Origin of the sequence: Stenotrophomonas sp. TWI377, assembly GCF_039674525.1 — a bacterium.
Taxonomy (GTDB): Bacteria; Pseudomonadota; Gammaproteobacteria; order Xanthomonadales; family Xanthomonadaceae; genus Stenotrophomonas.
This window is the reverse complement of record NZ_JBDJNT010000017.1, coordinates 15,919-31,460: the sequence shown is the minus strand read 5'-3', so window position 1 is coordinate 31,460 and position 15,542 is coordinate 15,919. Positions and strand designations below refer to the sequence as shown.

At 65.5% G+C, this 15,542-nt stretch carries 11 protein-coding genes; 3 read left to right on the top strand and 8 right to left on the bottom strand.

Features of this window, described 5'->3' with window-relative positions:
• Positions 1-277 precede the first annotated feature (277 nt).
• Positions 278-1,282 (top strand): histone, encoded by a 1,005-nt coding sequence (locus ABE546_RS14290; RefSeq protein WP_346464186.1) that lies wholly within the window; start codon positions 278-280, stop codon positions 1,280-1,282.
• Between the two features lie 144 nt (positions 1,283-1,426).
• On the opposite strand, the gene ABE546_RS14285 is transcribed toward ABE546_RS14290, so the two are convergent.
• The 6 genes from ABE546_RS14285 to ABE546_RS14260 form a co-directional block, all read right to left on the bottom strand.
• Positions 1,427-2,119: a hypothetical protein gene (locus tag ABE546_RS14285; RefSeq protein ID WP_313208831.1), complete on the bottom strand. Its 693-nt coding sequence runs from the start codon at positions 2,117-2,119 to the stop codon at positions 1,427-1,429.
• Positions 2,120-2,150: 31 nt separating this feature from the next.
• Positions 2,151-3,077, bottom strand: coding sequence for an energy transducer TonB (locus ABE546_RS14280; RefSeq protein WP_313208830.1), 927 nt, complete (start codon positions 3,075-3,077; stop codon positions 2,151-2,153).
• A 384-nt stretch (positions 3,078-3,461) separates the two neighbouring features.
• A complete protein-coding gene (locus ABE546_RS14275; RefSeq protein WP_346464184.1) occupies positions 3,462-7,133 on the bottom strand; it encodes a tubulin-like doman-containing protein in 3,672 nt (1,223 codons plus the stop codon).
• A 16-nt stretch (positions 7,134-7,149) separates the two neighbouring features.
• The gene (locus ABE546_RS14270; protein ID WP_346464182.1) at positions 7,150-7,593 is read right to left on the bottom strand and encodes a hypothetical protein; all 444 of its coding nucleotides are present in this window, start codon (positions 7,591-7,593) and stop codon (positions 7,150-7,152) included.
• Between the two features lie 24 nt (positions 7,594-7,617).
• Positions 7,618-9,093 (bottom strand): hypothetical protein, encoded by a 1,476-nt coding sequence (locus ABE546_RS14265; RefSeq protein WP_313219921.1) that lies wholly within the window; start codon positions 9,091-9,093, stop codon positions 7,618-7,620.
• Positions 9,090-10,538 (bottom strand): hypothetical protein, encoded by a 1,449-nt coding sequence (locus ABE546_RS14260; protein ID WP_346464181.1) that lies wholly within the window; start codon positions 10,536-10,538, stop codon positions 9,090-9,092. The genes ABE546_RS14265 and ABE546_RS14260 overlap by 4 nt, the downstream gene beginning before the upstream one ends.
• Positions 10,539-10,742: 204 nt before the next feature.
• On the opposite strand from ABE546_RS14260, the gene ABE546_RS14255 reads away from it, so the two are divergent.
• Both ABE546_RS14255 and ABE546_RS14250 read left to right on the top strand, forming a co-directional pair.
• Complete coding sequence (locus ABE546_RS14255; RefSeq protein ID WP_346464179.1) at positions 10,743-11,681, top strand: lysozyme inhibitor LprI family protein; 939 nt, start codon at positions 10,743-10,745, stop codon at positions 11,679-11,681.
• Between the two features lie 72 nt (positions 11,682-11,753).
• Positions 11,754-12,437 (top strand): hypothetical protein, encoded by a 684-nt coding sequence (locus ABE546_RS14250; protein WP_313219924.1) that lies wholly within the window; start codon positions 11,754-11,756, stop codon positions 12,435-12,437.
• A gap of 15 nt (positions 12,438-12,452) precedes the next feature.
• On the opposite strand, the gene ABE546_RS14245 is transcribed toward ABE546_RS14250, so the two are convergent.
• Positions 12,453-14,891: a DPP IV N-terminal domain-containing protein gene (locus ABE546_RS14245; protein WP_346464177.1), complete on the bottom strand. Its 2,439-nt coding sequence runs from the start codon at positions 14,889-14,891 to the stop codon at positions 12,453-12,455.
• Between the two features lie 149 nt (positions 14,892-15,040).
• On the bottom strand, positions 15,041-15,400 hold the full coding sequence (locus ABE546_RS14240; RefSeq protein ID WP_313208823.1) for a DUF1428 domain-containing protein: 360 nt from the start codon (positions 15,398-15,400) through the stop codon (positions 15,041-15,043).
• Positions 15,401-15,542: the final 142 nt, after the last annotated feature.

Here is a 15,542-nt window from a genome sequence, read left to right as displayed (position 1 = left end):
TACGAGGGCAGGGAATGGATCAAGTGCGACGATCAATCATGGGCGCATTGAATGCAGCCGACATGCGCATCGAGACACATCGCGTGCGCCACGCGCTGGAGCGCCGATGCTGTTTTCAAGGGGTTTCGTGCAAGAGGTTGGTGCGTTGCTTGCTGCCGACGATGGGGGTGCTACTGTCGGCTTGGCACGAGCATCGCATCAAGACCGTTCCACGATGGACCGCGCCGGTATAGCATCGCCAGCGATTTGACTAACCAGGCCCCTCAGGAGGCACTCAATGAGCAACGGTAATGGTGTGACCACGGTTCTCTCGCAGACCGTCGAAGATGCAAAAGAAACCGCCACCAACGTCGGCGAGACCATCGCACACGTTGCGGAGGATGCAGTGGCTTCGGTGAAGAAGACCGCCAAGCGCGCACGCAAGGCTGCCACCACCCAGGTCGCCAAGGTCAAGAAGGCCGTGACCAAGGTCGAGAAGACCGTCGCCAAGAAGGCTGACAAGGCGGCCAAGTCGGTCGGCAAGACCCTGGCCACCGCCAAGCAGAAGCTGGAAGCGGCCAAGAAGAACGCCAAGGCTGAAGCCACCGCCATCAAGAAGCAGGTCGCCAAGAAGAAGGCCGCCGCTGAAAAGGCCGTGACCAAGACCACCAAGGCTGCCGGCAAGAAGGCCACGACCGCCAAGAAGGCCGTGACCAAGAAGGCCGCCGCTGCCAAGAAGACCGTGACCAAGAAGGTCGCCACCGCCAAGAAGGCTGTCGCCAAGAAGACCGCGACTGCCAAGAAGGCCGTGACCAAGAAGACCGCTGCCGCCAAGAAGACCGTCGGCAAGAAGGTCGCCGCTGCCAAGACCGCTGTTGCCAGGAAGTCGGCGACCGCCAAGAAGGCCGTGACCAAGAAGACCGCAGCGGTCAAGAAGGTGGCTGGCAAGAAGACCGCCGTCGCCAAGAAGACCGTCGGCAAGAAGGTCGCCACGGCCAAGAAGGCCGTTGCCAAGAAGGCGGCGACCGCCAAGAAGACCGTGACCAGGAAGACCGCGACCGCCAAGAAGGTGGCCGGCAAGAAGACCGCCGTCGCCCGCAAGTCGGTTGGCAAGAAGGTCGCCACCGCCAAGAAGGCCGTGACCAAGAAGACCGCGGCCGCCAAGAAGACCGTCGGCAAGAAGGTCGCTACCGCCAAGAAGGCTGTGGCCAAGAAGGCCCCGGCCCGCAAGGCTGCGCCCGCCAAGCGTGCCGCCGCCAAGCCGGTTGCCCGCAAGGCACCGGCCAAGCGCGCCCGCAAGTAAGGCGTTGCAACGTGCTGCTCCTGCCTGAGGGCGGGAGCGGCATGGTGGGGTGCCATGCGATGCGTTCATCGCCGAACCCGGCACGTGGCCGGGTGGTCGTCCCTCAGAAGGAAACAGGGCGCCCGGAGGGGCACCCCGGCATCATCAGCGCGCCGCGATCGTGGCGAACTCGCGCATCAGGCGCTCGCCGTCATAGACCACCTGGATCTGGTTGCTGCCCTTGTCCAGCCGTTCGCCATTGACGAACACGTCGGTCTGGATGCTGTAGCGACCCTGGGGCATGTTGGACGGGAAGGTCACCGTGAAGGTGTTCTCGTATGCACCGCTGCCTGCACTCTCGCTGGCGATCTTTTCACCGGTCTTGAACGGCTCGGACTGGCCGGGTTCGTAAATCCGGATCTGTTCCTTGACCTCGCGGATCGGCTGCTGGCGACCACTGACCGCTTCGATGTTGGATACGATCTTCAGCGGTTCACCACGCCGTACGCTGTTGCCGGGAAGGCTGGTCTGGTAATGCACGACCTCGGCAGACTCCGGCAGCTGCGAGTAACGCGACCGATAGTCCGACTCCACCTGGGCCGCGCTGCGGGTGCGGCGGCTTTGTGCGTTGATCACGAAGCAGGCGGCGATGCCCGCCGCGGCGCCGACATAGGCACCCTTCTCTCCGTTGACCAGCGCGCCAGCACCGGTGCCCAGCGCGATCGCGCCCAGACACTTGCCCCAGTCCGACCGGGTCATCTGATTGCCCGTGGTGCAACCGGTAAGCGTGCCGGCGGTAGCGAGGCCGATCAACAGCACCTTGCCGAGCGAGGCGGGGGCGAAATATTCCTTTTTCATGGTCAACACCTGGTGGGAAGTGGGGCGGGCATCATTCAATGGTGGTTTCGCGCATGACACGGTCACGCTCTGCCTTTGCCTGGCGGATGAGCGAGCGGGCAGCTGCTGAATCGGGATTGACCTGCAGTGCCGATTCGCCCAAGGCCACCGCGACGTCGTAACGGCCTTGCTGCAATTCAGCCCGGGCCTTGCTCAGCAAGCCGGCCTCAGGCGCTGCTGCCGGCGGCGCGATCGTCGGCGCTTTCGGTGGGTAGCTGTTATCAGGTTGGCGCAGGTCGGCCATGTCTGATGGGTTACCCGCGTCCGGGCTGAAGTTCACCTCCAGCTGTATCGCGCTGGCATACGCGCGGCCATCCCGGATCGCTGGTAGATAACGCCAGCGCCGCGCGGCGTCCAGCGCGGCACGGTCCAGTGACCGCTCCCGACTGGTGCGAGTCACCGAGATGGCCGTTGCAGTGCCGTCTTCGGCAACCTCGATGGTAAGCAGAACGTTGCCGCGTGCACCCGCACGCACTGCCTCCGGCGGATAGCGTACGGGAGCACGCTCGCGCGACGCCGCATCTACCTGGGCGGCCCGGTCCGGGACCGACGCAGGTGCCGGTGGCGTCGGCGCAATCTGGGTGTTTACCGGTTCGGGTACGTCGGTCGGCGACGGTGCCGGTGCCGGTGCAGCGGCGCGGGTGGGAAGCGCTGGTTCGGCCTGCTTGGCAAGGTTGGTTTCCAATGCGGTCACCCGCACCTGCAGGTCGCGCCAGTTTTCGTCACCCGGCAGCTCGCGTTGCATGTCCAGCAAGGCGATGCGCGCACAGGCCAGGTCTGCGCGCGCGAGGCATGATTCCACAGCCGTACGATGCTGCTCGATGCGGCCGGCCGGAACGGTTGGCGGCGCGCCTCGATCGCGCAGGAAGATCGTCCAGAACACCCCGCCCAGTACCAGGCAGACCAGCACCAGCGGCACGCGTGAGCGCGGTCGATGAACGGGCGCAGGTGAGATCGGCGCAGCAGGCGTAGGGGGCTTGGCCGAGCGCTTCGATCCCGGTGCAGGTGGCGCTTGCGGAGGTGAGGGCGGTGCCGCAGGGGCGGGTGGAGGCGCTGATTCCACCCCTGCCGGCGCCGCTGGCGAGGGTGCCGCAGGAATCGGGGGCGGCGGTACGGCCGCGGCCGGGGCCGCGACGGGGCCCGCGACCGGCGGCGTCACCACAGGCGGCGTCACCACCTCAGGCGCGGACACGCCACAGAACGGGCAGAAGCGCACCTCCCCCGGCAGAGGCTTCATGCACTGGTCGTTGACACAGCAGATCGGGGAGGCGGCGGTGGCGTCAGTCATTGCGGTGATGCGCCCTCAGTACCCGGAGGGTGGCGGCGGGGGAGCCGGCGGTTGCGGGGCCGATGGAAGGGCGAACAGATGGCCCAGCTCCGGCAGTGCACCGGCTGCGCTCCACTCGATGCCTTCGCGCCAGAGCAGGCTGTTGCGGTTGATGTTGCCGGTGCCCACGAACTGCTGCAGCTGCTGAACCGTGTACGGTCCCAGCGACTGGTTGTTGTAGCCGACGTAGTAGCTGTAATCGACCATCGGTGGCGGGGGCGGAGGGGCGCCAGGCAGGCTGCCCTGCGGGGGAGGGGGCGGTACCGCACCCGGGGCCTGCCCCGCCATGCCCGCGCCGGCAAGGGACGTAGCGCCGAGCATCTGGGCGAAGGCATCATTCACCTGCCGCTTATCGCCCCGGTCGGCGGCGACCTCGTCAGCGTAGACATCCGCCGACGAGCCAGTAACCGGCTGCGTCCAGGCGTCAAACAAGGCACGGGCGCGTTCTTCGATCCGGTCGGCGTCGTCGCCGGCGGCCTGCACCAGCTTCTGTCGATAGTCGGTGGCCAGCATTTCGCTCAGCTTGTAGGGGAAGCGCTTCTTCAAGCTTTCGCGACCCTGCTGATCTTCCTGCTTGATCGGCTTGTAGGCCACGGTGGCGTAATGCCGGAAAAGCTGCGCCAGCAGTGCGAGCTGCAGCGGGTCGCGCACATTGGCCGAGCGGTGACGAAGCTGCTCTTCAATGTTGCGCTTGTCATTGCCGTCCAGACCACTTTGCCGCACGGAGAATTCATCGCCGATGCTGAAGCCGTCGCCTTCCAGCGTGATTTCGTACTTGCCATCGGCACGGCGCTTGAGCACTCCCAGGCCGAGGGCATGCAGGTATACCTTGAAATCCTCAGCAAACTGCCGGTACTGGCCCTGGGTGAACTGGATGGGCTGCACGAACTGGCTGACCCGCTTGTGGATGTGCAGCGGAATACGCGCCGCCTCTTTGCGGTACGCGGCCTGGTAAGTCGGCAGTGGCGTCAGTGCCGGTACCGGGAAGCCGGACAGCTCGGTGAAGCAGATCAGCTTGCCGGGAATGCCGGACTCGACGAAGTCGATCTGGCTGGCGGTCATGCCGGTACCCTGGGGCACGGCCTGCTCCAGCAGCGCGCCGTACTGGCGGCGGAACAGGCGTGCATCCTTTACCCCGACCAGGCAGGTATAGCGGTCCTTGGAAATGTCGAAGCCACCATTGAGGTTCAACGGCACCCATGGCATCGCGCGCTGCAGCAGCAGGCGGAAGGTCTCGCGCAACTGCTCGGGAGTAAGCGCGGCCAGCGCCTGCATCAGCGGATCGGTCTGGGTACGAGTATCGGCCTGGGGCAACTGTGCCACGGCCTTGTTGCGCAGCTTGCCCAGCACTTCCTGGGCGCCTTCGTCGCTGAGCAGCTTCTGGAACAGCGTCTGCGAGCCACCGAAGTCCTTGAACGCCTCCTTGGCCCACTGACGGAATTCGGCCGGATCGATGGCCGGCTGCTCTTCATCCTGCGGCGCCTTGAGTGCGATCAGGGTCGCATGCTTCTCGGCGATGGCCGCTTCGATCTTGCCGATATCACGTTCGACGTGCTGCAGCAGGGACTCGACCGACTGGCGGCCGTCCTGCAGGCGCCCCACAAAGCCACTCCACAGCGGGCGACCATGGGCATCGACCGCTTCCTTGACACCCAGCCAGGCCGAGACATCGCGCAGCAGGTTGGCTGCCTCGCGCGAAGCGACCGAGCGCACGTAGAACAGCAGGCTGTCCCGGATCGTCTCCTTGATCTGCGCCAGCACGGTTTCGGCCTGCTTGTCCTTGCCGCTGATCCGCGCGAGCAGGCCTTTGCCGGTGGTCTCCTTGAGGCGTTCGAACTCGCGCGCAAGCTCGGCGTTCTGCAGCCTCTCGGAGATCTCGGCAAAGCGCTGTGCATTGCGTTCCAGCGCAGGAACGATACCGGTGCCTTCGTTCTCCAGCCGGTCCTTGATCATCTCCACCAAGGCCAGTGTGTAGTCCAGACCACCGCGCTCATCATCGTCAAGCCGGCGGAAGATCTGCGCGGGCAGTTCAGCCTCATCGGTGATCGAGAGCAGCACCCGCTGGCGGTTTTCCTTGATGCGGACTTCATGGTTGCGGTCGGCGCTGTCTACCCGGTTGCCCTTGGTGTCGCGCTCAAGCTGCTTGATCACATCCTGGACGTGCAGCGGCCATTGGTCACGGTCAGCGCTGCCGTGCATCAGGTGCTGGAACGCATTCTCGACCTTCTGTTCGATCTGCGCGCCGATGCTGGCGTCGCCGGTCACCTTCAACAGATCATCAGCCACCTGGTAGTGCGTGAACTCTCCGTTGAGCGTGGCCAGATCGCCGCGGGAGAGGAATTGCGGAATGTCCGTGAAGGTACGCGGTACGATCGCCAGCTGCTCGCGCAGGAAATCATCGCGCTCTTTATCGGTGGGGCGGTTGCCCGGGGCCTGGATATTGGCGATGCCGAAGAACGCCTTGAGCATTGCCTGCACCTGGCGGTTCATGCGCACGTTCTGGCGCGCCTCCACCTGGGTATCAAGTACGGCCTGGCCGACGCCGGAGTAGCTGGCGGTGAAGCGCAGTTCCGTATCGTCACCATAATCCTGCGGCAGCGGGACCGAATAGGCGCGGATCTTGTGCTGGTTCTGGTTGACGGCCACAGAACGCTTGCGGTTGGCGAAGTCCTGCGAGGTGAAATCGGTAAAGAACACATCCGAGAGCATCTCGTAGATGTCCTCCTGTTCACTCGTCTTGGCCATCGCCACGTTGGTGTTGTCGACGATGTACACATCATCGTACGGACGGCTGTCGATATGCAGGTTGTCCGAGGCATCCCAATGCTTGACAAGCACATTGCCGCGCAGTGCAGTCTCAAGCTCCATCAAGGCGGCGTAGCCGTTGGCCTGGATGCGATCGGGGTTGGTGGTGGTGATGAAGCCGCCGGGAAGGACCATGTACAGGTCGACCTTGCCCTCTACATTCTTCTCCTTGAGGATCGCCTTGGCCAGATAGCCCATGTCCAGGAACGACCCGGAGCCCGTGCCGCCGGCCGCCGAACCGGTGATGACCACCCGCACCTTGCCCGGCTCCACTTCCAGCCCCAGCTTCTTGAGCTTGTCCGCGCGTGCGCCGATGTTGCTCAGCAGCGTTTCGATCTTGTCACGCAGCTTGTCCCGGATGACCGGATACTTGTCGAAGAAGTACAGACGCGACAGCGCACGGATCTGGCCTGCGCCCTTGCTTGGGTCCACGCCCAGCAGGCGGATGCGCTCGGGCGTGAGCGGGAACCACTCGGCTACCTCCCGGTGACGCCGCAGTTCGTCGTCGGATTGTGTGTACTTGTTGAGATCCAGCCGCTCGATGATCTTCTCTTCGGGCGTGAAGGCCACCTGCTCCGCCAGTACATCGGTCTTGACCGACTTGCCGTCCTGGGTGACCTCTCCGGCATCCAGATCGAAGTTGATGAACTGTGCCACCGGGAAGTCAGCGACGTTCTCGACCTTCGCGTTGCCGCCCCAGATCGCATTGAGAATGCGGCGGCGCAGACGGATGTTGACCTTCATGCCGGTGCCGCCGAGTGCGATGAACAGCGTCGGACGGATCTTCTCGGTTACCTGCGGCGGCTGGCCGGGCAGGGAGGTGCTTTCGGTGGCATCGTTCATGCGGCGGACCTCTGGATCAACGCTTGGCGGAGAAGGTGGCGAGCCAGGCGATCAACGACACGCCGGCCAGGGCGCTCATCGGCACCAGATACAACGGCGCCAGGAACCGCCCGGCGTTGACGAAGGCCAGCACGGTCACGGTGGCGACGGCCATCAGACCGATGAACAGAAACCAGCCCGACGCATTGGCGCGACTCGGCGCGACGCGCTCCTTGACCCGCCAGTTGGCATACGTGTTCTTCACCACGAAGAACAGCACGGCCAGCACCAGCAGCACTACCCCACCAATCAGTGCATCGCGACTGCTGGTCTGCTCGCCGACCTGGATGTCCCAGTCACCGGTGAAGGTAGCGGTTGGCTGCTGTGTTCCCGCTGTTGTCGCCAGTGCGGTTTGTTCGGACGGCGTGGCGGTGGCCGGCTGGTCGGTCACTGGCGCGGGGAGGGAACTCTTCTGGCTCATGCTCTGTCCTTGGCGGTGGAACGCTTAGTTGATGCGGATGGATGTATCGGGTTGGGCCCAGCTCACACGAGGCTTGAACGCGCCGCGTCGGACCGTGGCAACGTGCGTGCCGTTGGCGTCGCGCACTTCGGTAGTGGTGAACGGTTTGAGCCGGAGGTGCTGGGGCTGATCATCGATCCACACCGTTGCTTTGCGCGCGCCGGTCACCAGCACGAGAAACAGCAGCGCACCGATCAGCGCGAGCAGGCCGCCGCCATACACCACCACGGCCGGCCACACCGGGTACTGCACCCGAAGCAGCAGCGGAACCCGGGTGACCGAGGCATTGGCCGTGACGGGAGGAAGGAAGACCTCGGGCAGTGCATCACCGGGGAACAGGTCGGCCATGTGCGCGCGGAACTGCGGCGACACTTCCAGCTGCTGGTTGTCCAGGTGGATATCGATCGCCCCGCGCCGTTCATAGCCGCTGCGCAGCAGCACCTCACGCGACCACTGCGACGGCAGCGGGGGCAACGACAGACGCAGGGTCAACGGGTCGCTCTGTTTGCCGGGATCCAGCGCCTGCAGCGAATGCGTGGACATCTCGCCCTGCAGGCCGATCGCCGGCGGCGTCACCAACGACGTGTCAGCACTGACGATGCGGTAGGGATTGAACAGATTCTCGAACCGGCCCTGCACCTGTGCGGTTCGCACCTGCGTGCTGGCGTCGAACGACAGCACGAGGGTGTGGCCGTCGGCGGCGAGGCCAGCAGCGATGCCAGGCGAATCCGTCACGCCGGTCGGGCTGAAGCGCACGGCCGCTTCGGTCAGCGGCTTGAGGCGCACATGTCCCTCGGGAAGCAGTGTGGTCAGAGCCGGTTGCGCGAGTACTGCATCCAGCGCGGCCGACGCCGGCTCGCCGTAAGCCAGGGCGTACAGCATCAAGCCGTTGGCGCGGTAGTGCTGCCCCTGTACCGGCATCTTCAGCGGGAACGCAACGATCCGGCTGATGACGTCCTCACCGTGCAGCAACTCGTAGAACTCGCGATTGCGGGCCACGACCTCGGTACTGTTGTTGGGACTGTTTTTGTTGTTGGTGACGATCCAGATGATGCCTGGGCGGCCCTCCAGGCCCACCTCGATCGCACCGAGCAGCGCTTCCTTGAAGTCGGTATCGGCGAGCGCGCCGCTGCCTTTGCGCGCCATCTGCAGGCGCGTCATCGCCTGGGCAAGCCCCGGGTGGTTTCCCGGTCCGCGATACACCCACTCCGGCGAGGGATGGGTGGCGTCGGACTGGTTGAACGCGCCCACCACGACCTCACCCTGCCCAGCCGCCGCCTGGGCCAGCTGCGCAACAAGCGGCTTGAAAGGGGAGTCGGCATCGACGTAGAACGGCTCCATCCAGCCGGAGTTCTGCACCAGGACCGCCTGCCGCAGCTCGGCCGCCCCGACAGTCGTAACGACGCTACTGACCAGCACCACCGCGACGCCCAGCAGATGCTTCAACACGGACCCGGTCATTGCGGCAGGCTCCAACGCAGCAGGGTGCCGCGCGCGTCCACCCACAGCCACAGCGCGTCATCGTGAACGAACCACTGCGCGTTCCAGGGTGAGGGCGTGTCCATGGCATAGGTGTGTGCGCGACCACCAATCTGCTCCAGGCAGAATGTCGCATGCACGGTGGCCTGGCTCTCGAAGAATGACAGCAGGCTGCGCTGCTGCGGAAGCGGGGCGTGGAGCGACAGCATCAGCTGCGGTTCGACGACGTCCAGAAACGGATAGACCACATGGCTCACCGTATACAGGTCATGATCGAACTCGTCCCACGGGCGCTCCAGGCGCACGTTGAACTGAAAACTGGTACGGCCGGTGCTGGTGGATCCGCGCGGCGCGGCGCGCTGCTCGGGCAGGGCGGCGTCCAGCCGGATGACGATCCATTTTTTGTCCCGGGTGTCGTACAGCAGCTGCCAGAAGCCTTCGCCATCGCGATACGGAGGCCCCAGAACCGGGTTGGCCTGGTAGCCCTCGGGCCAGCTCTGCCAGCGGGCGGAAGCGTCGCCCTGGCCGTCCAGACGCACGCTCAGCACTCCCTGCGGGCCGATCCAGAACAAGCTCCGGTGCGCCGGATCGCTGATCGGCGCCGAAAGCACCTGCAGGGGCGCGTCCAGCATCAGCAGCTGCTGCTGCCACGCTTCACCGGGCCGACGGATCGCAAGGCCCCATCGGCCCTCATGTTCCTGTGGCACGAGGGCGATATCGTCCAGCAGGCCGGGGGCACCCAAGGTGCGGCCGACAGCGCGATCGATCTGGTAGCTCAACGTCATCGCATCGACGCTGACGCAATCGGCACCTGCGTCGGTCGCAAGGATCATCTGATGGCCATCGTCGCGCGGCAGCGTCAATGTCGCATTCGCCCATGTTTCAAGATGGCTGCGGCCGAGTGAGACACCGCGGGGTGCCAGCGTCACCCAATGGCGGTGACCGTTCTGCCACAGCGAAAGCTGGCCGGAACGGCTCGCCGCGAACAACCCATCGCGATGCCCACCAGCGCGGCTGGTGAAGAAGAACAGACCACTCGGCTGCGGTGACTTGATCACCTCGGCGGCGTCCTGCATTGACTGGCCGCTTCGCTGCAGCTGATCGAACAACGCTTGAAGCGTTGAGGGTAGCGGGGCCGTCACGGCGGCGGTGCAACTGCGTCCGCCGTCATCCCCGCCAAACGGGGTCCGCCACTGCTGCACCGGGCGCCGCGCAAGCCGTTGGCCGGTAAAGGGAGAAAACCGGAAGCTGCCCGGCAGATAACCACCATCGGGCATGCGATACGCGCCAGACAGATAGTCCAGATCGCTCAGTGTAGGTGGAGGCACGGCAGTGCCGATGGCGACCAGAGAAAATCCGGTTCCATCCTGCACCCACGACTCATTATCCAGGTGCCAATGGGCACCTCGTTCTGCTCCGGCGGCCACGCCGTCCCCCTGTATCCTTTCGCGGGCAAGGATATCCTAAAGTCAACGGCAGGGAACAAACGCCTGCGCATGGAGTTTGTAGGGAAACTCCTGACGTGACGTATTCGGCCTGATCTCGCATTATCGCCCGCGCATGGAGGAGTATGTCTGCGGAATGGCGGCTGTCGCAGGTCATCAAGCATTGGACGCATCAGGGGAAACGCATTGAAGAAAATTCTGTTGGTTGTGCTGGTAGTCGTGCTTGCTGGTTGCCAGCAGGGTCGGGCGATTCGCCTGGACATGCTGGCGATGGAGTTCCGATCCGAGTGTTTCGGTGCGGGGGCGACGACAAAGTGCGTTGCCATGCGCGTCAAGTACAACGTCGCTGCCACGCAGTTGATGCTTGATCGCCTGGAAGATGCCTACGCACAGATTCCCGAGCAGGATCCGCAGGCCTATGCGGCTGCCCGGCAGGCACTGCAGCGTGTGAAAGACCGCAATGAACAGGATCGCCCCGGGTGGTGGCGGCGTATTGTGATGAACAATATCGAAGTCACCTACGGCCTGGCGGCGGGCCAGTTCCTGGTGACGCCCAACGAACTTTCGGAACTTTCTGCTGTGGCTGCCGAAAACGAGAAGCGGCGACGTAACGTGGCTGCGGCCGCTGGCCTCCCCAGGGAGGTCAGCGTGCCAGAGCTGAGCGACGTCGATCCCGACTCCGAAGCGACTCCGATGGCGGCGACGATCGATGGCTTCGACCTGGGCTCGGGATCCACAGTGTCCAGTGATCCGCAGCGTGGGCCCGCTGCCGTCGAGCGGATCGCAGTACAGGCCGAGCCTGCAGATGAAGGCGGCTACGCCGGCATGATGGCACGCATGGCCCGGGAGGCTGACGAAGCCGCGGCGCGGCCCAGCTTCGACTGCGCGCGGGCGAGCCATCCTGCCGAACACCTGCTATGCACGCACCCCATCCTGGCAGCGCTGGACGTTCGCATGGCGCGCGCCTATGCCGATGCACCTGCATGTGGGGGTGACCGGGTCGCATTGCGCACCGATCAGCGGCAGTGGCTGCAGCATCGACGCAACCAGTGCAGCGATGCGGCCTGCCTGGAAGACGCCTATCAGGCCCGGATCGTACAGCTGGAGCAGTACTGCACAGGTTGAGCATGGCGCCGCCTTGACGATGCTGCGCACACGCTCTTGCTAATCTGGCCGTTGGCTTCTGGAAGCATTCCAATGCGCGGACTCGATTTCAGCTCCTGGCAGGCCATGCTCTCGACCCTGGTCGGCCTGGCGGTCATCACCCTGATCGGTGTCGGCATCCGGCTGCTGGTCATGCAGACCATGCAGCAGCGCCGCGAGCGTGAGAATCGCCAGATCAACGAGCGTCTGCGCACGCTGATCGCGGCTTACAAAGTCCTCGGCGGATCGTTCACCGGCACGCTCGATGTCGATCCACGCCATCGCCGCGATTTCCGCGCGCTGCCCGAGGGGAGCGAAGAAGGCGATGCGCTGCATCTGCCGGCGGAGGCCGAGAGCGGTGGCGAGCGTGCGCGTCGTATCCGTGATGCAGTGGAAGCGGCCCTGTCGGACATCGTGCTGCTGGGCACGGATGAGCAGGTGCGCCTGGCTGCGCACGCCGCCAACGAGATGGCCCAGGGCCGCGTCGTTCCTACGGCCGACCTGGTGGTGTCGCTGCGCGACTTCATCCGTCAGGCACTGGACCTGGATCCGATTCCAACCACGGTTGCCATCCCGCGCCAGGGTCCGGCACGACCTTCGGCCGGTGCGAAGGGCAAGGGCGATGCGGGTGACAAGGGTGGCGGTAAAGGCGGCGGTGGCGGTGGTATGGGAGGAATGGGAGGAATGGGCGGTGGTGCCATGGGGGGCGGGCCGGACGATACCGATACCCACCGCTGAGCGGCCCGCATCACCTCATGGCAAAGCCGCCGCCCCGATCCGGTACGGTGGCGGCGTCGCACCCATCAGATGGGTGACGAAGTAATCCCACATCCGGCGCATGTAGTAATCATCGTTGCGGAACAGTTCGTGATCCTGGTTGGGCAGGTACAGCAGATCGTAGTCCTTGTTGGCCAGCGTGAGGGCGCGCGCCAGCTGCAGGGTCAGGGCCGGCATCGCGTTCTCGTCCAGGTCGCCGTAGACCAGCATCAGCCGGCCCTGCAGGCGGTCGACCAGGGCATCGTTGGCCAGCGGCTGGAACAGCGCGGGCACCGCATCCGGTTGTGGGCGCACCGCGGTACCGTCGGCATAGACCGGCTGGCCGACGACCAGGCGGTCCATGCCGTGGATCGCGCCACCGTACATGCCCTGGAAGCTGTGGCTGCCGGCCGAAGCCACCCCGACCTTGTAGAACGCCGGATGGCGCAGCAGGGCACGCGCCGCGCTGTAGCCGCCGAAGGAATGCCCGTAGATGCCGACCCGTGTCAGGTCCATGCCCCGATAGCGTTTGGCCAGGTCCCCGATCGCTGCGACGTGATCATCCAGCTGCAGATCGGCTGCGGTCAGGAAGCTGGCATCGTGGAAGGCCTTGGAGCGTCCGGGCGTGCCGCGCGCATCGATGCTCACCACCACGAAGCCGAGCTGGGCCAGGCTGGCGCGCGCGACCGGATTCATCGTCGCGGTGGCCTCGACGAAACCGACCGGCGCATTGGTGATGTGCGGTCCGCCGTACATCGCATCGATGACCGGATGACGTCCGTCCTCGCGGTAGCCGGGCGGCAGATAGACCGTGGCCTGCAGTTCGGTGTGGCCATCGGCGGCGAGGACGCTCACCCGTTGCGGGGGCGTCCAGCCGGCGGCCTGCACCGCGTGGGCGTCGGCGCGTTCCAGTTCCAGTACGGCACGGCCATCGCTGGTGGCGCGCAGCACGCTGACTGGCACCTGGTCCACCCGCGAGTAACTGTCGACCACGTAAGCCGCGGAAGGCGACAGCAGGTGGGAGGACCGCCCGCCCATGAGCACGCCGGTTCCGCCATCGATCGCATGATCGGCTGCCTCCGGTGTGAGCAGGACCGGGGCGCCACCGTCCAGCGACACGCGGTACAGGCGCCGCTGATAGGGATCGCCCGGTTCGCGCCCGCCGGCGGTGAACAGCACCTGGCGACGCACCTCATCGACGCCGACCACATCGCGCACCAGCCATGCGCCCTTCGTCAGCTGACGCACGACACGTCCATCGCGGCGATCGACCAGGTACAGATGGCCCCAGCCATCGCGCTGCGAGAACCAGACGATGCCATCGTCGTGCTGCAGGACGTGCACCGCCGGCCGGTTGTAGGGATAGCTGTTGAGCTGCACGCGGGTATCGCTGCGCTCTTCCCGCACGGTACGCACGCTGCCGGTGCGGACATCCACCTCGACCAGGCGCAGCCGTGCGGGGGGGTCATAGCGCACGATCGCCGTATAGACCTTGCCGGCATCGGCCGACCAGCCCAGCACGCCGGCTTCGGTCAACGTGTGCCAGCCCTCGGGAACGGCGATGCTGCGGGTGCCGCCCTCCACCTCGGTGACGAACCAGGTATCGCGGACCTGCTCGGCGTCGCCCAGCAGGCCCAGGCGCACTTCATGCACGACCGGGCGGAACCCGGTGGTCGGCGCGGTCGCCAGGTAGGAATAGGGCAGGACCTGACGTTCGTCGTAGCGCACGCCGAACAGGCGCTGGCTGTCCGGCGACCAGGTGACCGCGAACGGCGGCATCTGCATCCGGCCTTCCCGCCGCGGAATACCGCGCAATGCAAAATCGGGCAGTACCCCATAGCCGTACGAGGGCTCGCCATCCACGGTGAGCGCCCGTCGTTCACCGTCGGTACCACGCCGCAGCCAGAGGTTGTCCTGCTCGACCCGCACGCTGTGCCGACCGTCCGGCGCAGGCAGGTCGCGCAGGTCGGCGACCGGTAACGCGTGCATCTCGCACGGCATCGGCAGCGTGCACATCACCACCCGCTGTGGGTCCACGCGCAGCGTGATCCGCACTCCATCGCCGCTAAGGGCGACGCGGTCCACCTGCTGCATCACCGCGCCTGGATCGGCGACCCCGGCAACCTGCAGTGCCGCCTGCATGACGTCCTGGTCAAACAGCGCCGTGCGCGTGGAGGCCGCCGGATCGACCAGCAGGTAGCGGGTGCGGCCATCGTGCTCCTGGCGCGCATACCAGAAGCGGCCGTCCTCCAGCCAGCGCGGCGCGACGGTGGCATTGCGGACCTTGCCGCGCAGCCGCTGGTCGAGCACACGTTCGGCGCGCTGGTACTGCATCAGGCCCGGCGCCTCGGCGTGGGCCGACGGGCTGGCGGTCGCGGTGACCGCCAGCCCCAGGAAGAGCAGGCAGTGAAACATTCCCGAACGTGCTGCGGCCATGCGTCTCGCTCCCTGATGACGGTCGCCTGGCAGGCAGCATCGTCATCATGGCGCGTGCTCCCTGTCAGCCTGGAGCACCGAGCATGCCGGTGCCCCAGCGCGCACTCAAGCGGCGCTGCCGCAACGGCCGTGCCCCTCCTGGCCCCCGCTCACTGCTTCAGTTCCACCACCGGCACGAAGCCGCCGTAGATCATCCGCTTGCCGTCGAACGGCATCGGATTGTTCTCCGGGTTCATCCGTGGATCCTCCATCATCTTCTGCATGCCGGCATCGCGCGTGGCCTTGTCCGGCCATTCGATCCAGGAGAACAACACGGCCTCATCGTCCTTGGCCGCCACCGCACGATGGAAGTCGGTCTGCTTGCCATGCGGGACATCGTCGCCCCAGCACTCCACCACGCGCAGCGCGCCATGCTCGATGCAGATCGCATCGCCCATGTGGGCGTGTTCCAGGAATTTCGCTTTGTTCGCGTTCGGCACGGCAAGTACAAAACCATCGATATAGGCCATGGCAGTGCTCCAGATGACGCGCCGGGATGGGCGCCTTCATGACATACGACGAACCGGGGGACGGAACCTCGACACTGCGCGCGGTGGCCTTTGCGGCCGGTGAATGTGTCCAGACAGGACACGAGGTGAACAGATTCAGCAT